Origin of the sequence: Tabrizicola sp. M-4 (assembly GCF_051132405.1) — a bacterium.
GTDB lineage: Bacteria > Pseudomonadota > Alphaproteobacteria > Rhodobacterales > Rhodobacteraceae > Paragemmobacter.
In genome coordinates this window covers 30,865-54,504 of the sequence record NZ_CP128606.1, presented here as the reverse complement: position 1 = coordinate 54,504, position 23,640 = coordinate 30,865, and the positions used below count along the sequence as shown (strand labels likewise).

Sequence of the window (23,640 nt, the reverse complement as noted above, 5' to 3'; positions counted from 1 at the left end):
CGCCGGACGTCACGGGGTCTTTCCCTTGCGGGTGGACGGCTTTGCCGGGGTCTTCGGATTTCCGCCGGTGAAGAGGATCAGGCCGATGGCGCCCGCGAAGATGGAGATATCGGCCACGTTGAAGGCGTAGGGATTTTCGATGCCGCAGCAGGACACGTTCAGGAAATCGGCCACGGCCCCGTAGGCGATGCGGTCGATCACGTTGCCGAGCGCCCCGCCGACGAGAAGGCCTGCGGAAATCTGCGACCAGCGGCCCGGTTCTTCGCGCCGGATCCAGAGCCAGACCCATGCCGAGATGGCGAGTGCCACGGCGATGAGAATCCAGCGCATGAAATCGGCGTCATTCGCGAAGAGGCCGAAATTGATGCCCCGGTTCCATGCCATGCGGAAGGTCAGGTAGGGGGGCAGCACCTCTATCACGCCGCGTTCGATCAGGTTCAGGCCGTGGACGATGGCCAGTTTGGTGACCTGATCCAGCACGAAGATGATGGTGGCGGTGATTGCTGCGATGCGCATGGGCAACCCCTTGTCAGTGGCGGAAGTGGCGCATGCCGGTGAAGACCATGGCGAGGCCCGCGGCATCGGCGGCGGCGATCACCTCGTCGTCGCGCATTGAGCCGCCGGGCTGGATGATGGCGGTTGCCCCGGCCTCGGCCGCGGCGAGAAGACCGTCGGAGAAGGGGAAGAAGGCGTCGGAGGCGACGACGGAGCCCTTGGTGAGGGGCGCGGGGAGGCCCAGCGCCTCGGCCATGTCCTGCGATTTGCGGGCGGCGATGCGGGTTGAATCGATGCGCGACATCTGGCCTGCACCGACGCCGACGGTGGCACCATCGCGGACATAGATGATGGCGTTGGATTTGACGTGTTTCGCCACTTTCCACGCAAACAGGAGGTCGGCCAGTTCGGCATCGGTCGGCGCGCGTTTGGTGACGACCTTGAGGTCGGCGGGATGCAGGATGCCTGCGTCGCGGTCCTGCACGAGAAAGCCGCCCGCGACCTGTTTGAAGGCAGTGCCTTTCGCCTTGGCATCGGGCAGGCCTGCGGTGGTGAGGAGGCGGAGGTTCTTTTTCGCGGCGAAGATGGCGCGGGCCTCGTCGGACGCGCCGGGGGCGATCACGACTTCGGTGAAGATTTCGGTGATCTTTTCCGCCGTGGCGGCGTCGAGCGGCTGGTTCAGGGCGACGATGCCGCCGAAAGCGGAGGTGCGGTCGCAGTCATAGGCGCGGGCGTAGGCCTCGGCCAGTGTCGCGCCCGTGGCGACGCCGCAGGGATTGGCGTGTTTGATGATGGCGCAGGCGGGTTGGTCGCCCGCGAATTCGGCCACCAGTTCGAAGGCGGCGTCGGTGTCGTTGATGTTGTTGTAGGAGAGTTCCTTGCCCTGCCACTGCCGCGCGGTCGCCACACCTTCGCGGCGGGAGCCATCGGTGTAGAAGGCCGCCGATTGGTGCGGGTTTTCGCCATAGCGCAGGGTCTGGGCCAGTTTGCCCGCGAAGGAACGATAGCGGGGCGCGGTTTCGCCGATCTGGCCAGCCAGCCAGTTGGACACGGCGGCATCATAGGCGGCGGTGCGGGAATAGGCGGTGAGCGCCATCTTCTGACGGAAGGCCATGGTGGTGGCCCCGTCATGGGCGGCGAGTTGATCGAGCAGCGGCTGGTAGTCGGCGGGGTCCGTCAGCACGGTGACGAATTTGTGGTTCTTGGAGGCCGCGCGGATCATGGCGGGACCGCCGATGTCGATATTCTCGATGCAGGTGGCGTGGTCGGCGCCTTTGGCGACCGTCTCCTCGAACGGGTAGAGGTTCACGATGAGGAGGTCGATGGGTTCGATGCCATGCGCGGCCATAGCGAGGAGGTGTTCGTCATCATCGCGCAGCGCCAGAAGCGCGCCGTGGACATTGGGGTGCAGCGTCTTGACCCGGCCATCCATCATCTCGGGGAAGCCCGTCACGTCCGAGACGTCGCGGACGGGAAGGCCCGCCGTGCGCAGCATGCCGGAAGTGCCGCCGGTGGAGATGAGTTCCACCCCCCGCGCGGCGAGGGCGCGGGCGAGATCGAGCAGGCCGGATTTGTCGGAGACGGAAATCAGCGCGCGGCCGATGGGAACGAGGTTGGTCATGGGCGGCACCCCCCGGGTAACGGATACGGTCAGACCGGAACCGGCAATTCCTCGCGGTCCAGATCGCGGATGGCGAGGGGAGTATCCTGTGCCTTGGCCAAGGTCCAGCCGATCCGGGTTTCAAAGGCGCCTGCTTGCGCGGAAAGGACGATCTGACGCGTGGCGCGGGGCTGCAAACGCCCTTTTTCCAGATAGACCGATGCATCAAGCGACAGTTTGCCGATGCCATCGTGGCGGAAAACCCAGATCTCGCCGGATTTGAGCGCCATGGAGACGGCATTGCCGCCCATGTCGAGCGTGGCATCGACATCGGGGTGAAGGTGGAAGCGGATGGCGAAGCCGATGCCTTCGGGGGCCTGCGCGAAGATGGCCGAGAGGCGTTTCAGATCGTAGGGGCTGCGCGCCTCGAGCAGGTCGGTGCCGGTGAGGCGGCGGCCATGGGCATCGAGCGTGAGGATGCGAGAATGGGTGAGGCCATGGCTGCCCTGCCATCCGCCATGGGCGGCGGAGAGGTGGTGACCGCCGCTGTCCTGCGCGATCTGGAGGGCGGTGACGGGGGCGCGGGTGGCGAAATCGGGCCCGCCCTTGCCGAGGCGGGAGGAGGAGGAGCCGTCGAGCGAAAGGGTGGAATGGGAGGCGGTGGCGCGACCGGCGAGTTGCCAATCCTCGCCGAAGGGGCGGCCGGAACCGCAGGAGACGATGAGGGGACGACGCCCGGAGGTGAGTTCGAAGGCGAGGGTGGAGGCATGCGCCTCGCCCCCGGCGCGGGCATCGGGGGGCGGGGCGGCATCGACGATGACGCTGGTCCGGCCCGAAGAGAGGCGGACATAGCCCATGGCGGGAAGGGAGGCGGAGGGAGCGGCCCGGATGCCGGAGGCGGCGAGGGCGGAATCGAGCCGCCCCTCGATGCCGCGCCCGCCGCCGTGGAAGCGGGCAAGACCCCCGTCGGCATGGCGCAGGGCGCGCAGGGTGGGGGCGATGCGGGCGATGGCGTCGGTGAGTTCCTTGGGCGGCGCGCGGTCCTGTTCGGACAGGGCCTGAACCGCCCAGTTCAGCAGGGTGAAGACTTCGAGCAGGTCTTCGGGGTTGCGGGTGGGGATGCCGCCCCCGGCATCCACCTCGCGCCGGCAATCGCGGGCAAGGGCGGTGATGGCACCTTTGACCAGACCCGCCTTCCCCTCCAGCGCAAGGGCCGCGACGATGAGGCCGGTGAGCGCCTCGAACCGGGGGAGGCCGGGGGCGGCGCGCATCCATCGGCGGGCGAGGAAATGCGTCTGGGTGGTGAGGCTGCGGAAATAGGCGTCGCTGCGGGCCTTGTCCTGCCCTTGCAGGAGGAGGACGGCGTGGTTGACCCAGCGGATGAGGCGGCGACCGATGAGGTCGGGCGTCCAGCCGGGGCCGTGGCCATGACCGAAGCGGTCGATCCAGAGATAGGTCCAGTCCTGCGCGCGTTTGCGGGCGGCGCTGTCGCCGAAGGCGGCGAGGTCGTCCAGCCAGACGAAGCCCTGCGTTTCGGCGGAAAAGCCGCTGTCGGGGGCGGCGACGTCCCAGATCGCGGTGGCGGGCGCCTGCACCAGTTTGCCCGCGAAGAGGAAGTTTCCGGCCACGAGTTGCCGCCCACGGGCGAAGAGGCCGATGGAGCGGGGTTCGGGCTGCGACCGGAAGGCGGTGGCCGTGCGGGCAAGGCCCGCGCGCCAGACGGCAAGGCGCGTGCCCAGCGCAATGGTCGGTCTGTCACCGGTGATGACGCCCATGCCTCGCCCGTATCCTGCTGCCCATGCGGGTGTTGTGGTCCGGCTGTTGATCCCGGACCTTGGGCCGCAGTCTAGCCGCGCGGCGGGGGTGCTGTCACGTCACAAGCGCGGGGTGCCGGTCACGCAAGGTGATCGACACGTTCCAGATATTGCGCCAGCGCCCGCACCTGCCCCATCCATTTGTCGATGAGTTTGGGATCATGCGGCGCGGCATGGACGCCTGCCGGGATTTCGCGGGCCAGCACCGATTCGACAGCGAAGGAGACGGGCATGGAGACCAGCCGCGCCATGGCGGTGCCGCGCGCGTCGCCCCATGCATCCATCGCCCATTCCTCGTGCCAGACGGTCTTGCCATCCCGTTCGGCCTTGAGCGAGACGAAGAGGACCACGCGGTCGGGTTCGCCTTCGTCATAGGAATTCTCGGCCCAGAATTGCGCCGCCATTTCGGCAAGGCGGGCATCGCCTGCGGGGCCTTCCAGCGTTTCGATTTCACGGAATACGGGGGCCCATGCCTCGGACCAGCCGTTCAGGCGGATGGTGCCGCGGACGAAGTCCTTCACCTGCCAGTCGGGATCGAAGCGGTAGTCCTGCATGAAGGGATAGCTGTCGCGGTTCGGGTAGACCTCGAAGCTTTCAGGGGTGGGCAGCGGTGCGTCATAGGCGGTGATCGCGTTCCACGGTCGGTTGACGCGCAGTTCGGAGAAGTTCCGAAGGGAGCGGGAGGGAGAGCGGAGCGCCTTGAGGACGCCGAGCGGGGACCACGAGAATTTGTAGCGGAAGGGGTTCGGGATCTTGGGCACGCCGCCGCAATAGGAGGTGAAGGAGAGCGTGTTCTTCGGATCATAGGCCGTGGACGCGCGGTAGCGGGCGACGAGGTCATGCGCCATGAGGTGGTCGATGCCGGGATCGAGGCCCACTTCGTTCACCGAACACAGGCCCTTGGCGCGGAAGGCCTCATCCAGCGCGCGCATTTCCGGCGCGATGTAGGAGGAGGAGACGAAATGCGCGCCCTTTTCCAGACAGACCTTGGCGATGCCGACATGTTGGTCGGCGGGGAGCATGGAAATGGCCACGTCGCCCGGTTGCAGCGCGGCGGCCAGCGCGTCGAGGCTGTAGGGGCGGATGTCCTGCGTGAGGTCGCCCACGGCCTCGCGCGCCTTTTCGACGGTGCGGTTCCAGACCGCAACCTTGTGTCCCCCTTCGATCAGCCGCCGCAAGCCGGGAACCGAGGAAAGGCCGGTGCCGCACCAATGGATCGTCATGTCTTCATCCTCCTGCGTGGGGCCCTGCCCCACAGAAATCTTCGAAGATTCTTGCAAATTCCGAGAGCGGAATTTGTTCCCGGAACGTCACAGCCCGGCGATATGTCGGTCGTATTCAGCCTTTGCCCGCCCCCAGACGCCCGATGACAGGTCGGTCAACGTGCGCAGGCTGGGCAGGAGTTGGGCGGCGTAATCCTCGCTGCTTTCGACGGGCAAGAGGGAGGGAAGGTTGTCGATGGCCGTCACGTCGAGCGGCGGGTTGTGGGCCACGCGCAGGGCGGGGGCGTCCCAGTCGGTGGCGCGGTCATAGACCTTGATCGGCGAGAAGTCCGAGGTCGGATCGCAGGCGATGTCGCCGATGACGGTCAGCTTGCGCGGGTCGGTCTTGGCGCTGGCGGGCACGAAGACGGGGCAGCCGGGGCGAGCGAGGATGCAGTTGAGGAATATCTCATGCTCCAGCACCTCCGGGAACGGCCCGCCGCTCGCGGTTTCGGCGATGTCCCATTTGGTGACGGCGACGCCCATCTGGGTGCAAAGGTCCGACGCGCCAGTGCCGACGCGGCCCAGCGCGCCGATGACGATGGCGCGGGGGCGGGGGAGGCCTGCGAGTTCGCTTTCCAGATCGGCGATGAGCGCGGCCTTGCCGGGATATTTGGCGACGGGGCCTGCGATGCCGCCCCGTTGCTGCGCGGCCCAGCATTTTAGCGAAACGGCGGCGCCTGCAAAGCCCGCCCAATAGCCGAAGGCCGCGACGCGGCGGCCGGATTCGTCGACGAGGTATTCAAGATCGTAGAGCGTGCCGCCGCCCGCCTTGAACCGTTTCAGGAGTTCGCGGCCTGCGGGCTGCCCCTTGTAGGCATGGCCGAACATGATGTGGCGATGGGTGAGCGGGGTGCCGTCTTCGGGCAGTTCCTTCAGGCCGAAGATGATGGCGTCCTGCGGGGCGCGGGGCCAGAGGTTCTCGGCCGCGATCTCACACCCTGCGGCCTTGTAGCCGTCGATCGGGATGGCGCGGACCGAGCTTTCCTCGACAGTCACGCGGATGCCAGCCTTGACCAGTACGGCGGCGCCTTCGGGCGTGAGGCCCACGCGTTCTTCGTTAGGGCGCTGTTCGGCGCGGACCCAGAGATGCGTCATCGTCTATCCTTCCATGGGGCGGTAACCGCGCCGCCCTGCCCTTTTGCGCCAGCGTTCGGCGGCAAGGCAGGCCTCGCGCAGGTTGGAGAACCAGACGAGCAGGGCCTGCCCCCGCTTTCCCCTCTGGCCCCATTCGCGCAACACGGAATATTCGCCGAAGAGGTTGTAGCTGACCTCGACCCGGTAGAACCGGGGGCGCGGGCGCGTGTCGCGCAGCATGAGGAAGGTCAGCATTGTCCGGCTCCGTCTTGCCGTTGCGGGGCATGGATTAGCAGATTGGTCGCCACGCGAAAGGGGATCAAAGGTCGAAGGTGGCGAAGACGGGGACGTGGTCCGAGGGCTGTTCCCATCCCCGGCAGGGCCGCAGGATGCGGCTGCCATGGGCGGCGGTGGCGATGTCGGGGGTGGCCCAGACGTGATCGAGCCTGCGGCCCTTGTCGGCAGCGTCCCAGTCGGCGGCGCGGTAGGACCACCATGAATAGAGGAGGCCAGAAGGGATGTCCTGCCGGGTGACATCGACCCAAGCGCCCGCATCCTGTGTCTGGGCGAGGTGTTCCACCTCGATCGGGGTGTGACTGACGATCTTCAGGAGTTGCTTGTGCGACCAGACGTCATCTTCGCGGGGGGCGATGTTCAGATCGCCCACGAGGATGGATTTCGCGGGGCGGTCACCGTGGAAATGGTCGCGCATATGGGTGAGGAAATCGAGTTTCTGGCCGAATTTCTCATTCTCGTCGCGGTCGGGGATATCGCCGCCTGCGGGGACATAGCAGTTGTGGATCACCACCCCGTTATCCAGCCGCGCCGCGACATGGCGGGCATGGCCGAGGCCCGCGAAATCCACCGACCCGGCATCCTGCAGGGGGAGTTTCGACAGGATGGCAACACCGTTGTAACCCTTTTGCCCACGGGCGACCATGTGGGTGTAGCCGAGAGCTTGGAACGCCTCGACCGGGATCTTTTCCACCGGGCTTTTGCATTCCTGTAGGCAGAGGATATCGGGGGCCTCTTCGGACAGGAGGCGGGCGACCAGACCCTCGCGCAGGCGGACGGAGTTGATGTTCCAGGTGGCGAGGGTGAAAGGCATTGCGGGCTCCGGCATCAGGGACGGCAGACCCTAGGGCCGACCGTCCCGACGCTCAAGCCCGGAGGCGGATCAATCGTTCACCGTGAAGGTGTTGATCTCGCAGAGGTTCTGGGTCTTGCTGGCCTCGACACCTTCATCGGTGACGAAACGCAGGTCGTATTCGCAGACGTCGAGGCCGTCGGCGATGGTGACATCGCCCGACATGCCGGGTTCGACGGCATCGACGGTGAGGATGTTCTCGCCCCAGAGTTCTTCATCAACCGGGGAGACGTTCATCTCGACGATGGTGTGGGAACTGTCGTTGACGAGGGTGAAGACGAGGTCTTCGGCAAGGGCGGGGGTAGCAACGAGCGCCGCAAGGACGGACGCGAGACCGAAACGCATGGAATGCTCCACAATGAACACCGCAAGACATTTGCGGCGCATCGGTCATACACGAATCGTGCCAATCGGGGAGATGGCGCGTGGCTATACTGAAGTATCGGGCCGGGCAGGGGGAAAAAGAAAGGCCCGAGCAGGGATGCCCGGGCCGCAGTCCAACAGGGAGGTACAGTAGATGTAATCTGGAACGGCAGATGTTTCTTTGACGTAAGTCAACATTCCGGGGGCATCGTTTCCTATGTGGAAACAGGGCAGGTGGGGCGGCGGGGCGGAAGAAAAAAAGGCCGGGCGCGAGGCCCGGCCAAGTCCAACAGGGAGGATGCCGTGCCATAACCCCGACACGGCAAGGGGAACCTTGGGTGCGATCACCATCGCACGAAAGCGTATATAGGTAGTGAATCAGGCGACAATAAGATCGTCAGGCCACCAATCTGTAACCGCCGCTTTCGGTGACCAGCAGGCGGGCATTGGAGGGATCGGGTTCGATCTTCTGGCGCAGGCGGTAGATGTGGGTTTCCAGCGTGTGGGTGGTGACCCCGGCGTTATACCCCCAGACCTCATGCAGAAGCACGTCGCGGGCCACAACCCCTTGTTGTGCGCGGTAGAGGAACTTCAGGATATTGGTTTCCTTTTCCGTCAGGCGGATCTTCTTTTCCTTTTCGTCGACCAGCATCTTCTGCGCGGGCTTGAAGGTGTAGGGGCCAAGCTGGAAGATCGCGTCTTCGGATTGTTCGTGCTGGCGCAGTTGCGCCCTGATGCGCGCGAGCAACACTGGGAACTTGAATGGCTTGGTGACGTAGTCGTTGGCGCCAGAGTCGAGGCCGAGGATGGTGTCGGCATCCGAATCATGCCCGGTCAGCATGAGGATGGGGCATTTGACCCCGCCCTTGCGCATCCGGCGGCAGAGTTCGCGGCCGTCGGTATCGGGCAGGCCCACGTCGAGGATGACGAGGTCGTAATGGCCGAGCTTGGCCTTTTCCATGCCTTCGGCGCCGGTGCGGGCCTCGAACACGTCGAAATCCTCGGTCATCACGAGCTGTTCGCTGAGCGCTTCGCGCAGGTCATCGTCATCGTCGACGAGAAGGATCTTTCTCAGGGTGCCCATCGGGAGCCTCCGTTGCTGTCCGTTGGCCTTCACATGCGCCCCGGTCGCGGTTGCGACAAGAATTGCTGCGGCGGACTCACGCGGTCGTGTCACAGTCTGGCGGAATGTTTCAATTTTCTGCGCATCGGCCTAGATAGGGCGGCAGAGGTTATCATGACAGCAAGCCGCCCTTCCCTTTCCCCCACCGTCGTCGAGCGCCTGTCGCGGGGGCGTGGCGATCTGCGCATGGGTGTTCCCGTGGTGATGACGGGCGATGGCCGCGCCATGCTGGTGGTGGCGGTGGAGGCGTTGGAGCCGGAGCGGCTGGCCGCGCTGCGGGCGCTTGGGCAGCCGGAACTGGCACTAACGGCACGGCGGGCGGAGACGTTGAAGACCCCTGCCTATGACGGGGATATCGCGCGGGTTCTGGTGCCCGAAGGCATGGGGGTGGAGTGGCTGCGCGCGCTGGCCGATCCGGCGGATGACCTGCGCGTGCCGCTGAAGGGGCCGCTGCGGGCTTTGCGGGACGGGTCATCGGATTTGCATCGCGCGGCGCTGCAATTGGTGAAATCGGCGCATCTTCTGCCTGCGGCTTTGCTGGTGCCGGTGGCGCATGGGCTGGCGCTGGCCGAGGAGAACGCGCTGACGCTGCTGCCCCTATCCGAGATCGTGCCGGAACTGGCGCGGATGTCGCCGCTGCATCCGGTGGTGAATGCGCGACTGCCGATGCAGGCGGCGCAGGCGGGGCGGGTGCATATCTTCCGGCCCGAGGATGGCGGCGAGGAGCATTACGCGATTGAGATCGGCAAACCCGAGCGCAGCCAGCCGGTTCTGGCGCGGCTGCATTCGGCCTGTTTCACGGGCGATGTGCTGGGCAGCCTGAAATGCGATTGCGGGCCGCAGTTGCGGGCGGCGCTGGCCCAGATGGGCGAGGAGGGAGCGGGGGTTCTGCTATACCTCAATCAGGAGGGGCGGGGGATCGGGCTGGCGAACAAGATGCGCGCCTATTCCCTGCAGGATCAGGGGTTCGACACGGTGGAGGCGAACCATCGCCTTGGGTTCGAGGATGACGAGCGGGATTTCCGCATTGGTGCGGGCATCCTGCGGAAGATGGGATTTTCGGCGGTGCGCCTTCTGACGAACAATCCGAAGAAGATGGCGATGATGGAAGCCTGCGGGATCGCCGTGGCCGAGCGGGTGCCGCTGAAGGTGGGGCTGACGGCGCAGAATGCGGGCTATCTGGCGACCAAGGCCGCCAAATCCGGGCATCTGCTGTGAAACCGACTGATCTGGTGGTGACGCGCTGGGGCGCACGTTTCTTGGGGCGGCGGTTTCCTTGTTCGGTGGGGCGGGGCGGGATCGTGCCCGCGCGCGAGAAGCGCGAGGGGGACGGGGCCACGCCTGCGGGCGTGCATCGGTTCGTGGGGATGCTGTATCGGCCGGACCGGCTGTCGGCGGCGGAATTGCCGGATTGGGCGCTGCCCTTCGGCCCATCGGACCTGTGGTCGGATGACTGCCGCGACCCGGATTACAACCTGATGGTCCGCGCGCCGCATGCATGGTCGCATGAGCGGCTGACGCGGCCCGATCCGATGTATGACCTGATCCTGTTGACCGACTGGAACTGGCCCCATGCCGAACCGGGGCGGGGGTCGGCCATCTTTGTCCACACCTGGCGCAGGCCCCGGCGCGGGACGGCTGGCTGCGTGGCCTTTGCGCGGGAAGACCTGTTGTGGATCGCGAACCGCATCCGGCACGAGACGCGGTTGATCGTTCAGGGTTGATTGGCCCTTTCCAAACCGCTTTGGATTGCCTAGTCTGCGCGCGGTCATGGGGGGAGGACGATCATGGCGCGCACGCCGTCCGTTGCGGATGACGACATCTTTGACCTGCGTCTTGCGCGCAGCGCGCCGGACCTGTGGCCGATGCTGGAGGCGCTTTACGGCCATCGGGCGGAGTATGGTGCATTCCGCGAGGCCCTGCTGAAGGCCATGCGGAAGGCTTGGAAGGACCGCGCGCCCGATCTGAAACGGTTGGACCTGAAGCGCGATCTGGAACCGGACTGGTTTCAGCGCAGCGATATGGCGGGCTATGTCTTCTACATCGACCGCTTTGCGGGGACGCTGTCCAAGGTTCTGGAAAAGCTGGATTATCTTGAAGAGCTGGGCATCACCTATGTCCATTTCATGCCCTGTCTGAAGCCGCGCCCCGGCGACAGCGATGGCGGTTATTCGGTGATGGATTACCGCGCCATCAACCCCGCCTATGGCACGATGACGGAATTCGAGGCGGTGACGGAGGAGTTGCGCAAGCGCGGCATCTCGGTCTGCATCGACCTTGTGCTGAACCATACCGCCAAAGAACATGTCTGGGCGAAGAAGGCGGTGAAGGGGGATGCGAAGTATCAGGATTACTACCTGATGTTCGACACGCCCGACCTTCCAAAGCGCTATGAGGAAACGCTGGTCGAGGTGTTTCCCGACAATGCGCCCGGGAATTTCACCCATTATCCCGATTTCGGGAAATGGGTCTGGACCACCTTCAACGAACATCAGTGGGATCTGAACTGGGCCAATCCGCAGGTCTTTCTGGAGATCGCGGAGATCATGCTCTTCCTCGCCAATCGCGGCGTGGATGTGCTGCGGCTGGATGCCGTGGCCTTCATGTGGAAGCGGATGGGCACCCGCTGTCAGTCGGAACCCGAGGTGCATATGCTGCTTCAGGCCCTGCGGGCGGTGTGCCGCATCGCCTGCCCCGCCGTGCTGCATCTGGAGGAGGCCATCGTCGCGCCCGCGGAGATGCTGCCCTATCTGGGGCGCGGGAAGCATGACGGGAAGGAAGGCAACCTCGCCTATCACAACAGCCTGATGGTGCAGTTCTGGTCGGCCTTGGCGACGCGGGACACGCGGTTGATGACGCATGTGATGGGGACGCATTTCCCCGACCGGCTGACGAATGCGACCTATGCCACCTATATCCGCTGCCATGACGATATCGGCTGGGCGGTGACGGATGAGGATGCGGCAGTGCTGCATCTTTCCGGCCCCGCCCATCGGGCGTTTCTGTCGGATTTCTATGACGGCACCTTTCCCGGCAGTTTCGCGCGGGGGGCGCTGTTTCAGGAGAACCCGGCGACGGGGGACAAGCGGATATCGGGCAGTTTCGCCTCGCTCGCCGGGTTGGAGCGTGCGCTGGCCGAGGGGGATGCGGCGGGGGTTGATCTGGCGGTGCAGCGCATCCTGATGGGCCATGCGATGATCGCGGCCTTCGGGGGCATCCCGTTGATCTATATGGGTGACGAGTTGGCCTTGCTGAACGATTACAGCTATCGCGACGTGCCGGAACACGCGCATGACAGCCGCTGGCTGCATCGGCCCCGGATGGATTGGGCACTGGCCGAGGGGCGGCACGAGGGTGACGGGCCTTCAGCGCGGGTCTGGCGGGGCGTGCGGCATGTGCTGGCGCGGCGGCGGGCGGTGCCTGCGCTGCACGGCGGGGTTCCGGTGCGGATCGTGGCCTGTGATGCGCCGCAGGTCTTTGCCTTCCGGAGGGAGGCCCCAACGGGTGTGGTGCTGTGCCTTTTCAACTTCTCGGAATCATGGGTGCATCTGCCGGAGGCATGGGTGCGGGCGCAGGGCGTGGGAGCGATGCATGATGCCCTGTCGGATGCCCCGGTCGAGGTGCATCACGGCAATATCGCCCTGCCCCCCTATGCGCGGGCTTGGCTGATCTGAGGATCAGCCGATCCGGCCACGTTCGCCGCCCGTCTGGGCGCGGTCGAGCAGGAGGTGGTCCAGCAGGACGCAGGCCATCATCGCCTCGCCCACAGGAACGGCGCGGATGCCGACGCAGGGGTCGTGGCGGCCCTTGGTGATGAGGTCGATCTCTTCCCCGCGCGTGTTGATGGTGCGCCGGGGGGTGAGGATCGATGAGGTGGGTTTCACGGCAAAGCGGCAGATGACCGGCTGGCCGGTGGAAATGCCGCCAAGGATGCCGCCCGCATGGTTCGAAAGGAACTCGGGGCCGTTCGGGCCCATGCGGATTTCGTCCGCATTTTCGACCCCGGTCAGTGTGGCGGCGGCCATGCCATCGCCGATCTCCACGCCCTTGACCGCGTTGATCGACATCATGGCGGCGGCGAGATCGCTGTCGAGCTTGCCATAGAGCGGCGCGCCGAGGCCGGGGGGGACGCCTTCGGCGGCAACCTCGATCACCGCGCCGACGGAATTGTGCGACAGGCGCAGGTCATCGAGATAGGCGGCCCATTCGGTGGCGGCGACGGGATCGGGGCACCAGAAGGGGTTCTGGTCGATCTGGCCAGCGTCGAAGCGCGACCGGTCGATGCCATGGCTGCCCATCTGGACCATGTAGCCCGTGATGCGCAGATCGGGCGCAAGGCGGGCGAGCGCGGCCCGCGCCACGGCCCCTGCTGCAACCCGCGCCGCCGTCTCGCGCGCCGAGGAACGGCCACCGCCGCGATAGTCCCGGATGCCATACTTCTGGTGATAGGTGATGTCGGCATGGCCGGGGCGGAAGGATTGGGCGATGTCGCCGTAATCCTTGGACCGCTGGTCGGTATTCTCGATCATCAGTTGCAGCGCGGTGCCGGTGGTGAGGCCGTCGAACACGCCGGAGAGGATGCGGACCTCGTCGGGTTCCTTGCGCTGGGTGGTGAACTTGTTCTGGCCCGGTTTGCGCTTGTCCATCCATGGCTGGATGTCGGCTTCGGTCAGCGGGATGCCGGGCGGGACGCCGTCCACCGTGCAGCCCAGCGCGGGGCCGTGGCTTTCGCCCCAGGTCGTCACACGAAAGATATGGCCGAAGGTGTTGAGGGACATCGCGCGCTCCGAATTGCCGGAACGTCCATAGGGCAATCGGGGGAAGGGCGCAAAGGGGTTTGGGGGAGGTGGGGGGGGTCCGGGGGGACGGCTGTCCCCCCGGTGTGCGGCGATTTCCCCTTGCGCGCGGCGAGGAAGGCCATATCTTCCGCCTCACCTCGGGGTGCCTGACGACAGGCTGAGATGCGAAAGCGGACCCGTTGAACCTGAACCGGATCATACCGGCGGAGGGAAGGTGCATGGAAGTCTACCTCCATCCCCGACCACCCGTCGCACATGGAGGAAGAGAAATGCGTGCTTCATTCGTTGCGCTGGGACTTGCGACCTTGGCCACCCCTGTGGTGGCGCAGGACAAGCCCGTGCTGACCGTGCTGACCTATGACAGTTTCACCGCCGAATGGGGCCCCGGCCCGGCGGTGGAGAAGGCCTTCGAGGAGGGCTGCGGCTGCGACCTGCAATTCGTGGCGGCGGGCGACGGCGCGGCGCTTCTGTCGCGCATCCAGATGGAAGGCGCGGCGTCGGAGGCCGATGTGGTGCTGGGGCTGGATACCAACCTGACGGCGGCGGCCAGCGCGACGGGCCTTTTCGCGCCGCATGGGCAGACATGGGAGAACACGCTGCCGGTGGCCTTCGCCGACCCGCTGTTCCTGCCCTATGACTGGGGCTGGTTCGCCTTCGTGCATGACAAGGCCAAGTTGCCGGAACCGCCGAAATCCTTTGAGGAACTGGCGGCATCGGAGGTCAAGATCATCATTCAGGACCCGCGCTCCTCGACCCCCGGCCTTGGTCTTCTGATGTGGGTGAAGGCGGCCCATGGCGACCGGGCGGCAGAGATCTGGGAGGGGTTGGCCGACAATATCGTGACGGTGACACCCGGCTGGTCCGAAGCCTATGGGCTGTTCCTTGAGGGGGAGGCGGACATGGTGCTGTCCTATACCACCTCGCCCGCCTATCACCTGATTGCCGAGGAGGATGACAGCAAGGCCGCCGCGCCCTTTGCCGAGGGGCATTATCTGCAGGTGGAGGTGGCCGGGAAACTGGCGGCGACGGATCAGCCGGAACTGGCCGATGCCTTCCTTGCCTTCATGGGAAGCGAGGCCTTCCAATCGGTGATCCCGACGACGAACTGGATGTATCCGGCGGTGACGCCTGCGGCGGGGCTTCCGGCGGGGTTCGAGACGCTGATCCAGCCGGGCACATCGCTGCTGCTGTCTTCGGATGAGGCGGCGGCGGTGCGGGATGCGGCGCTGGCAGAATGGCAAGCCGCGCTGTCGCGCTGAGGCCGGCTTTCGGGGCGGCGCTGGCCGCCGCCCTGATTGCGGCGATGACGCTGGGCACTGCGGGGGCGGTCGCCCTGAACGCGGGCGCGGTGATGCCGGGGCCTGCCGATTGGGCAGCGGTGCGGTTCACCCTGTTGCAGGCGGCGCTTTCGGCGATCCTTTCAGGACTGCTTGCGGTGCCGGTCGCGCGCGCCTTGGCGCGGCGGCGGTTTCCGGGGCGGGGGTTTCTGATCACGCTGATGGGGGCACCCTTCCTCTTGCCGGTGATCGTGGCGGTGCTGGGCCTTCTGGCGGTGTTCGGGAGGGCGGGGATCGTGAATGACGGGCTTGGCCTGATCGGGGTGTCGCCAGTTTCAATCTATGGGCTGCATGGCGTGGTGCTGGCGCATGTCTTCCTGAACCTGCCGCTGGCAACGCGGATGCTGCTGATGGGGTGGCAGGCGATCCCGGCGGAGCGGTTCCGGCTGGCGCAATCGCTTGGCCTGACGCCGGGGGCGCAGTTCCGGCATCTGGAATGGCCGATGCTGCGGGCGACGCTGCCGGGGGCGGTGCTGACCGTCTTCACCATCTGCCTTGCCAGTTTTGCCGTGGCGCTGACGCTGGGCGGAGGGCCGGGGGCGACGACGGTGGAATTGGCGATCTATCAGGCGCTGCGCTTTGACTTTGCGCCGGAGCGGGCGGCGACGCTGGCGGCGCTGCAATTCCTGCTGTGCCTTGCGGCGTTGGTTGCGGGCTGGGCGGTGATGCGGGATGCGGGGTTCGGCACGGGCCTTGGGCGGCGGATCGAGATGGCCGCACCGCGCGGGTGGCGGATGGGGCTGGATTGGCTTACAATCGGGATGGCGGCGGCGTTTCTGATCCTGCCGCTGGCGGTGCTGGTGGCGAGGGGGCTGGCGGGGATGGATGACCTGCCGTCTGGAATGGGTGGGGCGATCCTGCGGTCGGTTCTTGTGGCGCTTGTCTCCATGCTGCTGACGATGGGGGCGGCGCTGACGCTGGCCTTGGCGGCGGCGCGGCGGGCGCCGGGGCATCGGCTGTTCGATCTGGCGGCGACGCTGCCACTGGCGGCCTCCTCCCTCGTGATCGGGACGGGGTTGTTTCTGGCCTTGCGGGGTTTGGCGAGTCCTTCTGCCATGGCGCTGCCAATAACGGTGGCGGTGAATGCGACGCTGGCGCTGCCTTATGCCTATCGCCTGCTGCTGCCCGAGGCGCGGGCGCTGCATCAGGGGCAGGACCGTCTTGCGGAGGCGTTGGGGATGACGCGGTTGGCGTGGTTGCGCTGGATCGTGCTGCCGGGTCTGGCGCGACCTTTGGGATTTGGAGCAGGGATCGCGGCGGCGCTGTCGATGGGGGATCTGGGTGTGATCACCCTGTTCGCGGCCGAGGGGAATGCGACCCTGCCCCTGTTCATTCATGGATTGATGGGCAGCTATCGGATGGAGGCGGCGGCGGCGGCCTCTCTGATCCTGATGGGTTTGTCCTTCGGGATCTTCGCGCTGTGCGATGGGATTGGGCGACATGCTGCAGCTTGACGGGATCGTGCTGGAAGAACCGGGGTTCCGGCTGACGGCCGACTGGAGCCTTCCGGCAGGCGCGCGCTGCGCGGTGCTGGGGCCATCGGGGGCGGGGAAATCGACGCTGTTGAATGCGATTGCTGGATTCGTCGTGCCGAAGGCGGGGCGCATTTTGTGGCAGGGGCAGGCCATGGATGCGCTGCCGCCGGGCAAGCGGCCCGTGACGATCCTGTTTCAGGATCAGAACCTGTTCCCGCATCTGACGGTCGAGCGGAACCTTGCGCTGGGGCTGGCGCCGGATGGGCGGATCACCGCGCCGATGCGGACGCGGATCGGCGAGGCGCTGGAGCGGACGGGGCTTGCAGGCTTGGGCGGGCGGAAGCCGGGGCAGTTGTCGGGCGGGCAGCAGGGGCGGGCGGCGCTGGCGCGGGCCTTGCTGCGGGCGCGGCCGCTGCTGTTGCTGGACGAGCCGTTCGCGGCGCTGGGGCCTGCGCTGAAGGCCGACATGCTGGCCTTGGTCGCCGAGGTGGCCGAGGCTGCAGGGGCGACCGTCCTGATGGTGACGCATGACCCGCAGGACGCGCGGCGCTTTGCCGATCTGACGATCCTTGTGGCTGAGGGACGGGCGGCGGCACCTGTGCCGACGGCGGAGTTGTTCGCCGCGCCGCCCCCTGCGCTGGCGGCCTATCTGGGGTGAGGTGCGGGGAGAAGATTCTTCGGCGGGGCCGTTGACACTCCCTTTTCGCTTCTTTACATCGCGGCACATCGACTTGGGCCCAGATGGCGGAATTGGTAGACGCACTGGTTTCAGGTACCAGCGCTGCAAGGCGTGGAGGTTCGAGTCCTCTTCTGGGCACCATGTCGATCTTGCCAAGGGGCGCGGGGGAACCTGCGCCCTTTTGCCATTCCGGCCCGTTTCCGTTGACCCCCATGCGGGGCGTCGGTAATGCAGCCCCAGACATTGCCGAAAGGACGCGGACCTTGGCCATTTTCCTGCATCAGAACGACCTGCCCGATGGGTTGACCCTTGGCCCGGTCGTCGCCATCGACACCGAGACGATGGGGCTTGACCCGCGGCGGGATCGGCTGTGCCTTGTCCAGCTTTCGGACGGGAATGGGGATGCGCATCTGGTGCAGATCGCGCGGGGGCAGACCTCGGCCCCGAACCTTGAACGGCTGCTGACCGACCCTGCCACGCTGAAGCTGTTCCATTTCGGGCGGTTCGACATCGCCGCGATGAAGCAGGCCTTCGGGGTGACGACCGCGCCCGTCTGGTGCACGAAGATCGCGTCGAAACTGATCCGGACCTTCACGGACCGGCATGGGTTGAAGTACCTGCTGCTGGAACTCGTGGGGGTGGATGTCTCCAAGCAGCAGCAGACCAGCGACTGGGGCGCGGAGGTTCTGACCGAGGCGCAGAAGGAATATGCGGCGTCGGATGTGCTGTATCTGCATGCGCTGAAAGAGGCGCTGGAGGTGCGGCTGCAGCGCGAAGGGCGGATGGATCTGGCGCAGCGTTGCTTCGATTTCCTACCAACCCGTGCGGAATTGGACCTTTTGGGATGGGAAGAGCCGAATGACCTCTTCCACCACTGATTTTCTGGGCACCGCGCAGCGCGTGATCCGCCGCGAGGCGGAGGCGCTGGGAATGCTGGCCGATGGGCTGGACGGGGCCTTCACCTCGGCGGTGGAGATGATCCTGCAGGCCGAGGGGCGGGTGATCGTGTCGGGGATGGGCAAGTCCGGCCATGTCGCGCGCAAGATCGCGGCGACGCTGGCATCAACGGGAACGCCCGCGCAATTCGTGCATCCTGCCGAGGCGAGCCATGGCGACCTTGGCATGGTGATGAAGGGTGACGTGGCGCTGGTCCTTTCGAACAGCGGTGAGACGCCGGAACTGGCCGACATCATCGCGCATACGCGGCGGTTCGGCATACCGTTGATCGGGGTGGCGGGGCGGGCGGATTCCACGCTGCTGCGGCAATCGGATGTGGCGCTGGTGCTGCCTGCCGCGCCGGAAGCCTGCGAGACGGGGATCGTTCCTACCACGTCGACCACGATGACGCTGGCCTTGGGCGATGCGCTGGCGATTGCGCTGATGGAGCATCGGGCCTTTACCCCGGACCAGTTCCGCGTGTTCCATCCCGGCGGCAAGCTGGGCGCGCGGTTGGCACGGGTGCGCGACCTGATGCATGCGGATGCGCCGTTGATCAACCATGACGCCCCGATGAGCGAGGCGCTGCTGATCATGTCGGCGCGGGGCTTCGGCGTGGTTGGCGTGACGGATGGCGAGGGCTATCTTCAGGGCATCATCACCGACGGGGACCTGCGGCGGCACATGGCCGGGCTTCTGGACCTGTCGGCGGGGGATGTGATGACGGCTGCGCCACGGACCATCGGGCCGGAGGCGCTGGCGGAAAAGGCGGTGCGGATCATGAATGAGCGCAAGATCACCTGCCTCTTCGTCGTCGATCCGGAGGGGAGCCAGACGGCGATCGGCCTTTTGCATATCCACGATTGCCTGCGCGCCGGGTTGGCGTGATGGCCCGGCGGGCGGCAGGGGATGGCTGGTCGACACTGGTGGCATGGCTGAAGGTCGTGCTGCCTCTTGCGGCGCTGGCGCTGCTGTCCACGCTGTTTCTGGTGTCGAACCGGATCAATCCCGACGACGCGCTGCCCTATGCCGAGGTGGATGTCGCGGAACGCCTGAAGGAACCGCGGATCACGCTGCCCGCCTATGCGGGAACGACCACTGATGGCGCGGCGCTGGAGGTGACGGCGGATGAGGCGCGGCCGGGACAGGAGGGAGATCAAGGCGCGCAGGCCGCGAGCGTGCGCGTTCATCTGACGACGCCTGACGGAGCGCGGACGGATCTTGTCGCCGACAGCGCGCAGATGGCACCGGACCGAAAGGAGATCGCCTTTCAGGGCGCGGTCCGGCTTGACCACAGTTCGGGATACAGCGTGCTGTCGGATCGGATGACGGCGCGTCTGGATGAAACCGACATCCAGTCACCCGAACCGGTGATGGCCGAGGGGCCGGGCGGGCGGATCACCGCGCAGTCGATGCGATTGACGCAGTCGGGGGCTGGCAGCAAGGATTACGTTCTGGTTTTCAATGGCGACGTTAAGCTGGTATATCAACCGGCACCCTGAGCGCCAGATTTGAGGATGACATGACCGCGGCCATTCGGGCCTTTTTCCTGACGCTGGCGCTGCTGACTGCGACCGCCGGAACCGGCCTTGCGCAGACGGCGATCAACCTGACAGGGTTGCAGCAGGACACGTCGCTGCCCGTGGAGGTGACGGCGGACAGCCTTTCGGTGGATCAGGCGACGGGCCTTGCCACCTTTGAGGGGAATGTCGTCGTCGTGCAGGGAGAGATGAGGATTTCGGCCGGTTCGGCGCGGATCGAGTATCTGCCGGATGGAAAGGGCATCGCAAAGGTGCTGTTCGAGGGGAGGGTGCTGTTTTCCAGCCCGACGGATGCGGCAGAGGCGGATGCGGCGGAATATACAATCGCCTCGGGTGAGGTGGTGATGACGGGGGATGTCCTGCTGACGCAGGGGCAGACCACGATTTCGGGCAACCGGCTGGTTTACAATCTGGATGCGGGGACGGGCAGCATGGAGGGGCGCGTGCAGACGACCTTCGTGCCCGGAAAGGCCAACCCGTGAGCCCTGCGCCCGACCTGACCGTGACCAACGGATCGGCCGGGCTGGCCATTCGCAGCCTGCGGAAAAGCTATAAGAAGCGGCCCGTGATCCGGGATGTCTCCATGCATCTGAACCGGGGCGAGGTGGTGGCGCTGCTTGGCCCCAACGGTTCGGGCAAGACGACCTGTTTCTATGCCATCGCTGGGCTTGTTACGCCCGAGGGCGGCGAGGTTCTGATCGACGGGCGCGACGTGACCACGCTGCCCATGTATCGCCGCGCGCGGTTGGGGATCGGCTATCTGCCGCAGGAGGTTTCCATCTTCCGGGGCCTTTCGGTGGAGGACAACATCCTTGCCGTGCTGGAGATCACCCATTCCGACCGCCACAAGCGGCGGGAACGTCTGGAAGAACTGCTGTCGGAATTCTCGATCACCCATCTGCGGCGGGCGCCCGCGCTTGCGCTTTCGGGTGGGGAGCGGCGGCGGGTGGAGATTGCGCGCTGTCTTGCGGCGGACCCGAAATACCTGCTTCTGGACGAGCCATTTGCAGGGGTGGACCCCATCGCGGTGGGCGAAATCCGACATCTTGTCCAGGATTTGAAGCGGCGGGGGATCGGCGTCCTGATCACCGACCACAATGTGCGCGAGACGCTGGAGATCGTGGACCGCGCCTATATCCTGCATGACGGCAAGGTGCTGATGAGCGGCACCACCGACGAGGTGGTGCGCGACGAGACGGTGCGTCGCGTCTATCTGGGGCAGAACTTCCGGATCGGCTGATCCCTGCCGGGGCCGGAACCCGCGCGGGGTCTTTGCCGGCGCGATCTGCACCCAGCCCAAAGACTCGGTTGACAAGGGGGCGTTGGCGGATGCCAAATGCCTGTGATGCGTGCGCAATTCGCCATGTCCCGTGCTGCTGATACCGCCCCCGTGACGGCGGTGATCCTTGCGGAAACGGACCGCCAGCCCCAAGTCAGATTCAGGAGGGTTCATCCGTCGCCAATTCCGGGGCGGATGGATCGAACCAACGCGGAGGAAGCATCATGCGTTACCAGATCAGCGGCAAACAGATCGACATTGGAGAGGCGCTTACCACGCATGTGAAGGCGGAACTTGGCGAAGTCGTCGAGAAGTACGCCCAGCGGCCCACCGATGCCGTGGTGATCTTTTCCCGCGCGGCGCATGAATTCGTCTGTGAAGCGACGATCCACCTTTCCACCGGCCTGACAGCGCAGGCAAAAGGCCATGCCTCCGAAATCTATGCGGCTTTCGAGTCTTGCCGCGAGAAGATGGACAAGCAGTTGCGCCGCTACAAACGCCGCCTGCGCAACCACCACAGCGCCCGGATTGCCCCTGTTGAATTCGCCGAAGGCTCGTCCTATATCCTCGCGCCAACTGAGGAGCCCGAGGAAGACGACCACTCGGATCTGGCGCAACCGATCGTGATTGCCGAGATGGAGACGAAGATACCTTCGATCACCGTCGGCGAGGCGGTCATGCAGCTGGAGCTGGCGGGTCAGAAGATGCTCGTGTTCCGCAATGAAGGACATGGCGGCGTGAATGTCGTGTACCGTCGGGAAGACGGGAACATCGGCTGGATCGATCCGCGCAACAGCAAATGACGACCGCCTGCGCGCGGCACAGGAACGACGGCAGTTCATGGATCTTTCCAAACTCTTGATTCCGGGGGCCGTTCGGGTCGTCGGTCAGTTGACCAGCAAGAAGCGGCTCTTCCAGGAACTGGGAGAGCTTGCCGCCCAAGCCTATGGCATGAGCGGTGCGACGGCGATTGACGGGCTGCAGGAGCGGGAAAGTCTTGGGCCGACGGGCGTGGGGCATGGCATTGCCCTGCCCCATGCCCGTCTGGAGGACCTGACGCAGATCCGGGGCGTGTTCATCCGTCTGGAGAAGCCGTTGGATTACGACAGCGTGGATCGGCAGCCCGTGGATCTGATCTTCGGGCTGTTCGCGCCGAAGGATTCAGGGGTGGACCACCTGAAGGCATTGGCCTTGGTCAGCCGGACGATGCGGGATCAGGCGGTCGTGTCGAAGCTGCGGGCGAACAGCGATCCGTCGAAGATCTATGCGATCCTGACGGAAGCGCGGTCCACGCAGGCGGCATGACGCAGGATCAGCGGCGCGGAAAGAACCCGAAGGCGAGATAGTCGCGCTGATAGGCGTCGCGGGCGGCCTCTTCGAGTTCGGCATCGCGGATGGCATCCAGCATCGCATCCGCTTCATCGCGTGCAGGCCGCAGGTCGGGCGCGAGAAGGCCCAATTCGCCGCAAAGGAAGGCCAGTCCTTCGGTCAGCGTTTCTTCGCGAAGGACGAGGTCAGGTGGTTGGAACAGGGCAAAGCCCTGCAACGTGGCCGATTGGCTGGCCCATCCGGCATCGGTGCGGAAACCCGTCTGACCGGAGAGGTTGCGTTTCAGGAAGCGGAGGAAGGCGAGGAAGGCCCCGCGCCGGGCATCGGTATCGGCGAAGGCGTCTCCGGGACGGGGCAGGTGGACGCCATGCACGCGGGCCAGCACGTTGCGCTGTTCGGGTTGCAGGCCGCCCTCCTCCAGCGCGCGGAAGGCGCGATGGGCGCGATCCAGCGGATGGCGCAGGATGGTGAAACTGCGATGGCCGGGATGGCCGCGCTTCCACTGGCGCAGGGTCTTGTGGGTGAAGTCGCGCTCCAACCCGCCAAGGGTGGACATCCAGTCCAGCACGGGGGTGATGGGTGCGCCCTTGATCGGCATGAAGAGAAGGGGCGCGGATTTCGCGGCGGCATAGCCGGGGATGGAGGCGTTGCGCCGGGGTTCGAAATTCGGGGTGCGCGACAGGTTGAACCTGTCCAGCCGCGAAAGGGCCTGCTCCATCGCGGCGGGATTGGTGACCTTTTCCGACAGGGGTTCCGGGTTCTGCACGGTGAGGGAGTTGTCCACCTGCTCTAGCCGCCCCTCGACGCCGAGGAAGGCGGCAAGGCCGTTCAGGACCGCCAGATCGGGGATATCCTCGTAATCGATGTAGAAGGCCGTCTGTCCCCGCGCCTGCAAGGCGCGCAGGAGGCGCATCTGGAACTGCTGCACCTCATCCAGATGGTCCTGAAATTCGGCGGCGTCGAAGCGGGCCTTGGCCTGTTTCAGGTTCTTGGGGTTGGTCAGTTTCCACTGCCCGGTGGCCCGCGCGATGAGGAGGCTGACATAGCTTTCCACGGGGTTGCGCGTGAGGATGATCTTGGCGCAGCGCGGATCGTCCATCACCAGATCGAAGATGCGGGGATCGTGGTCGTGGAAATAGCGGAAACCGGACAGGCCGGGCGTGCGTTCCCGCATGCGGCGCAGCAGGAGGGCGGGATCGGATTCGCGTTCGGCAAGGGTGACGCCGAGGAATTCGGTCTGGTCCTTCTTGCCGATGAAAACGGGGTTGAACGCCTCGCCGTGGCAGGTGACGCCGGGGATGGCGTTAAGGTTGGCTTCCAGAAAATTGGACCCTGTCCGCATTTCGGCGAACATAACGAAACTGTCGAAGGCACTGGTCACGGG

The 23,640-nt window shown here is 65.7% G+C and carries 24 protein-coding genes, 1 tRNA gene and 1 riboswitch; of the genes, 14 read left to right on the top strand and 11 right to left on the bottom strand.

Annotated features, from left to right (window positions below; translation table 11 throughout):
- Positions 1–9: 9 nt before the first annotated feature.
- From lspA to TabM4_RS00215, 9 genes are all read right to left on the bottom strand, one after another.
- Positions 10–516 (bottom strand): signal peptidase II, encoded by a 507-nt coding sequence (lspA, locus tag TabM4_RS00255; protein ID WP_434616746.1) that lies wholly within the window; start codon positions 514–516, stop codon positions 10–12.
- 13 nt (positions 517–529) lie between these two features.
- Entirely contained in the window at positions 530–2,116 is a 1,587-nt protein-coding gene (gene purH, locus TabM4_RS00250; RefSeq protein WP_434616743.1) for a bifunctional phosphoribosylaminoimidazolecarboxamide formyltransferase/IMP cyclohydrolase, read from the bottom strand.
- A gap of 29 nt (positions 2,117–2,145) precedes the next feature.
- A complete protein-coding gene (locus tag TabM4_RS00245) occupies positions 2,146–3,870 on the bottom strand; it encodes a heparinase II/III family protein (protein WP_434616740.1) in 1,725 nt (574 codons plus the stop codon).
- A 119-nt stretch (positions 3,871–3,989) separates the two neighbouring features.
- Positions 3,990–5,132, bottom strand: a complete 1,143-nt coding sequence (locus TabM4_RS00240; RefSeq protein WP_434616737.1) for a saccharopine dehydrogenase family protein — start codon at positions 5,130–5,132, stop codon at positions 3,990–3,992.
- Positions 5,133–5,219: 87 nt separating this feature from the next.
- Positions 5,220–6,269 (bottom strand): saccharopine dehydrogenase, encoded by a 1,050-nt coding sequence (locus TabM4_RS00235; protein WP_434616734.1) that lies wholly within the window; start codon positions 6,267–6,269, stop codon positions 5,220–5,222.
- Positions 6,270–6,272: 3 nt separating this feature from the next.
- On the bottom strand, positions 6,273–6,503 hold the full coding sequence (locus TabM4_RS00230) for a WGR domain-containing protein (RefSeq protein ID WP_165046628.1): 231 nt from the start codon (positions 6,501–6,503) through the stop codon (positions 6,273–6,275).
- Positions 6,504–6,567: 64 nt separating this feature from the next.
- Positions 6,568–7,356, bottom strand: a complete 789-nt coding sequence (locus TabM4_RS00225) for an exodeoxyribonuclease III (RefSeq protein WP_434616730.1) — start codon at positions 7,354–7,356, stop codon at positions 6,568–6,570.
- Between the two features lie 69 nt (positions 7,357–7,425).
- Positions 7,426–7,740 (bottom strand): hypothetical protein, encoded by a 315-nt coding sequence (locus TabM4_RS00220; RefSeq protein ID WP_434616727.1) that lies wholly within the window; start codon positions 7,738–7,740, stop codon positions 7,426–7,428.
- 415 nt (positions 7,741–8,155) lie between these two features.
- On the bottom strand, positions 8,156–8,842 hold the full coding sequence (locus TabM4_RS00215) for a response regulator transcription factor (protein WP_434616724.1): 687 nt from the start codon (positions 8,840–8,842) through the stop codon (positions 8,156–8,158).
- A gap of 153 nt (positions 8,843–8,995) precedes the next feature.
- On the opposite strand from TabM4_RS00215, the gene ribA reads away from it, so the two are divergent.
- From ribA to TabM4_RS00200, 3 genes are all read left to right on the top strand, one after another.
- Complete coding sequence (ribA, locus tag TabM4_RS00210) at positions 8,996–10,099, top strand: GTP cyclohydrolase II (protein ID WP_434616721.1); 1,104 nt, start codon at positions 8,996–8,998, stop codon at positions 10,097–10,099.
- A complete protein-coding gene (locus tag TabM4_RS00205) occupies positions 10,096–10,605 on the top strand; it encodes a L,D-transpeptidase family protein (RefSeq protein WP_434616718.1) in 510 nt (169 codons plus the stop codon). The genes ribA and TabM4_RS00205 overlap by 4 nt, the downstream gene beginning before the upstream one ends.
- A gap of 63 nt (positions 10,606–10,668) precedes the next feature.
- On the top strand, positions 10,669–12,555 hold the full coding sequence (locus TabM4_RS00200) for an amylosucrase (RefSeq protein WP_434616715.1): 1,887 nt from the start codon (positions 10,669–10,671) through the stop codon (positions 12,553–12,555).
- A gap of 3 nt (positions 12,556–12,558) precedes the next feature.
- Here TabM4_RS00200 and aroC read toward each other — a convergent pair whose 3' ends face one another.
- Entirely contained in the window at positions 12,559–13,659 is a 1,101-nt protein-coding gene (gene aroC, locus TabM4_RS00195) for a chorismate synthase (protein WP_434616712.1), read from the bottom strand.
- Between the two features lie 149 nt (positions 13,660–13,808).
- Positions 13,809–13,909, top strand: a riboswitch (TPP riboswitch).
- 40 nt (positions 13,910–13,949) lie between these two features.
- Here aroC and thiB point away from each other — a divergent pair.
- The 11 genes from thiB (at position 13,950) to TabM4_RS00140 (ending at position 22,232) form a co-directional block, all read left to right on the top strand.
- A complete protein-coding gene (gene thiB / locus TabM4_RS00190; RefSeq protein WP_434616709.1) occupies positions 13,950–14,939 on the top strand; it encodes a thiamine ABC transporter substrate binding subunit in 990 nt (329 codons plus the stop codon).
- A complete protein-coding gene (locus TabM4_RS00185) occupies positions 14,915–16,471 on the top strand; it encodes a thiamine/thiamine pyrophosphate ABC transporter permease ThiP (RefSeq protein ID WP_434616706.1) in 1,557 nt (518 codons plus the stop codon). The genes thiB and TabM4_RS00185 overlap by 25 nt, the downstream gene beginning before the upstream one ends.
- Positions 16,458–17,150 (top strand): thiamine ABC transporter ATP-binding protein, encoded by a 693-nt coding sequence (locus TabM4_RS00180; protein WP_434616703.1) that lies wholly within the window; start codon positions 16,458–16,460, stop codon positions 17,148–17,150. Before TabM4_RS00185 ends, TabM4_RS00180 begins: the two co-directional genes overlap by 14 nt.
- A 77-nt stretch (positions 17,151–17,227) precedes the next feature.
- Positions 17,228–17,312 (top strand) — tRNA-Leu (locus tag TabM4_RS00175).
- A 122-nt stretch (positions 17,313–17,434) separates the two neighbouring features.
- Positions 17,435–18,049, top strand: a complete 615-nt coding sequence (locus TabM4_RS00170) for a ribonuclease D (protein WP_434616700.1) — start codon at positions 17,435–17,437, stop codon at positions 18,047–18,049.
- A complete protein-coding gene (locus TabM4_RS00165; RefSeq protein WP_434616697.1) occupies positions 18,030–18,995 on the top strand; it encodes a KpsF/GutQ family sugar-phosphate isomerase in 966 nt (321 codons plus the stop codon). The genes TabM4_RS00170 and TabM4_RS00165 overlap by 20 nt, the downstream gene beginning before the upstream one ends.
- Positions 18,995–19,609 carry an LPS export ABC transporter periplasmic protein LptC gene (gene lptC, locus TabM4_RS00160; RefSeq protein WP_434616694.1) on the top strand — a complete coding sequence of 205 codons (615 nt, stop codon included), beginning with the start codon at positions 18,995–18,997 and terminating at the stop codon, positions 19,607–19,609. The genes TabM4_RS00165 and lptC overlap by 1 nt, the downstream gene beginning before the upstream one ends.
- Positions 19,610–19,629: 20 nt before the next feature.
- On the top strand, positions 19,630–20,130 hold the full coding sequence (lptA, locus tag TabM4_RS00155) for a lipopolysaccharide transport periplasmic protein LptA (protein WP_434616691.1): 501 nt from the start codon (positions 19,630–19,632) through the stop codon (positions 20,128–20,130).
- Complete coding sequence (gene lptB, locus TabM4_RS00150; protein ID WP_434616688.1) at positions 20,127–20,888, top strand: LPS export ABC transporter ATP-binding protein; 762 nt, start codon at positions 20,127–20,129, stop codon at positions 20,886–20,888. The genes lptA and lptB overlap by 4 nt, the downstream gene beginning before the upstream one ends.
- A gap of 263 nt (positions 20,889–21,151) precedes the next feature.
- Complete coding sequence (hpf, locus tag TabM4_RS00145) at positions 21,152–21,730, top strand: ribosome hibernation-promoting factor, HPF/YfiA family (protein ID WP_434616685.1); 579 nt, start codon at positions 21,152–21,154, stop codon at positions 21,728–21,730.
- A 37-nt stretch (positions 21,731–21,767) separates the two neighbouring features.
- Positions 21,768–22,232, top strand: coding sequence for a PTS sugar transporter subunit IIA (locus TabM4_RS00140; RefSeq protein ID WP_434616682.1), 465 nt, complete (start codon positions 21,768–21,770; stop codon positions 22,230–22,232).
- A 7-nt stretch (positions 22,233–22,239) separates the two neighbouring features.
- Here TabM4_RS00140 and TabM4_RS00135 read toward each other — a convergent pair whose 3' ends face one another.
- Entirely contained in the window at positions 22,240–23,637 is a 1,398-nt protein-coding gene (locus TabM4_RS00135; protein ID WP_434616679.1) for a nodulation protein NodH, read from the bottom strand.
- Positions 23,638–23,640: the final 3 nt, after the last annotated feature.

What these genes read in the sequence shown, in the direction of transcription:
- lspA (WP_434616746.1), bottom strand. Translation starts at nt 516, where the DNA reads ATGCGCATCGCAGCAATCACCGCCACCATCATCTTCGTGCTGGATCAG.
- purH (WP_434616743.1), bottom strand. Translation starts at nt 2,116, where the DNA reads ATGACCAACCTCGTTCCCATCGGCCGCGCGCTGATTTCCGTCTCCGAC.
- TabM4_RS00245 (WP_434616740.1), bottom strand. Translation starts at nt 3,870, where the DNA reads ATGGGCGTCATCACCGGTGACAGACCGACCATTGCGCTGGGCACGCGC.
- TabM4_RS00240 (WP_434616737.1), bottom strand. Translation starts at nt 5,132, where the DNA reads ATGACGATCCATTGGTGCGGCACCGGCCTTTCCTCGGTTCCCGGCTTG.
- TabM4_RS00235 (WP_434616734.1), bottom strand. Translation starts at nt 6,269, where the DNA reads ATGACGCATCTCTGGGTCCGCGCCGAACAGCGCCCTAACGAAGAACGC.
- TabM4_RS00230 (WP_165046628.1), bottom strand. Translation starts at nt 6,503, where the DNA reads ATGCTGACCTTCCTCATGCTGCGCGACACGCGCCCGCGCCCCCGGTTC.
- TabM4_RS00225 (WP_434616730.1), bottom strand. Translation starts at nt 7,356, where the DNA reads ATGCCTTTCACCCTCGCCACCTGGAACATCAACTCCGTCCGCCTGCGC.
- TabM4_RS00220 (WP_434616727.1), bottom strand. Translation starts at nt 7,740, where the DNA reads ATGCGTTTCGGTCTCGCGTCCGTCCTTGCGGCGCTCGTTGCTACCCCC.
- TabM4_RS00215 (WP_434616724.1), bottom strand. Translation starts at nt 8,842, where the DNA reads ATGGGCACCCTGAGAAAGATCCTTCTCGTCGACGATGACGATGACCTG.
- ribA (WP_434616721.1), top strand. Translation starts at nt 8,996, where the DNA reads ATGACAGCAAGCCGCCCTTCCCTTTCCCCCACCGTCGTCGAGCGCCTG.
- TabM4_RS00200 (WP_434616715.1), top strand. Translation starts at nt 10,669, where the DNA reads ATGGCGCGCACGCCGTCCGTTGCGGATGACGACATCTTTGACCTGCGT.
- aroC (WP_434616712.1), bottom strand. Translation starts at nt 13,659, where the DNA reads ATGTCCCTCAACACCTTCGGCCATATCTTTCGTGTGACGACCTGGGGC.
- thiB (WP_434616709.1), top strand. Translation starts at nt 13,950, where the DNA reads ATGCGTGCTTCATTCGTTGCGCTGGGACTTGCGACCTTGGCCACCCCT.
- TabM4_RS00185 (WP_434616706.1), top strand. Translation starts at nt 14,915, where the DNA reads ATGGCAAGCCGCGCTGTCGCGCTGAGGCCGGCTTTCGGGGCGGCGCTG.
- TabM4_RS00180 (WP_434616703.1), top strand. Translation starts at nt 16,458, where the DNA reads ATGCTGCAGCTTGACGGGATCGTGCTGGAAGAACCGGGGTTCCGGCTG.
- TabM4_RS00165 (WP_434616697.1), top strand. Translation starts at nt 18,030, where the DNA reads ATGACCTCTTCCACCACTGATTTTCTGGGCACCGCGCAGCGCGTGATC.
- lptC (WP_434616694.1), top strand. Translation starts at nt 18,995, where the DNA reads ATGGCCCGGCGGGCGGCAGGGGATGGCTGGTCGACACTGGTGGCATGG.
- lptA (WP_434616691.1), top strand. Translation starts at nt 19,630, where the DNA reads ATGACCGCGGCCATTCGGGCCTTTTTCCTGACGCTGGCGCTGCTGACT.
- hpf (WP_434616685.1), top strand. Translation starts at nt 21,152, where the DNA reads ATGCGTTACCAGATCAGCGGCAAACAGATCGACATTGGAGAGGCGCTT.
- TabM4_RS00140 (WP_434616682.1), top strand. Translation starts at nt 21,768, where the DNA reads ATGGATCTTTCCAAACTCTTGATTCCGGGGGCCGTTCGGGTCGTCGGT.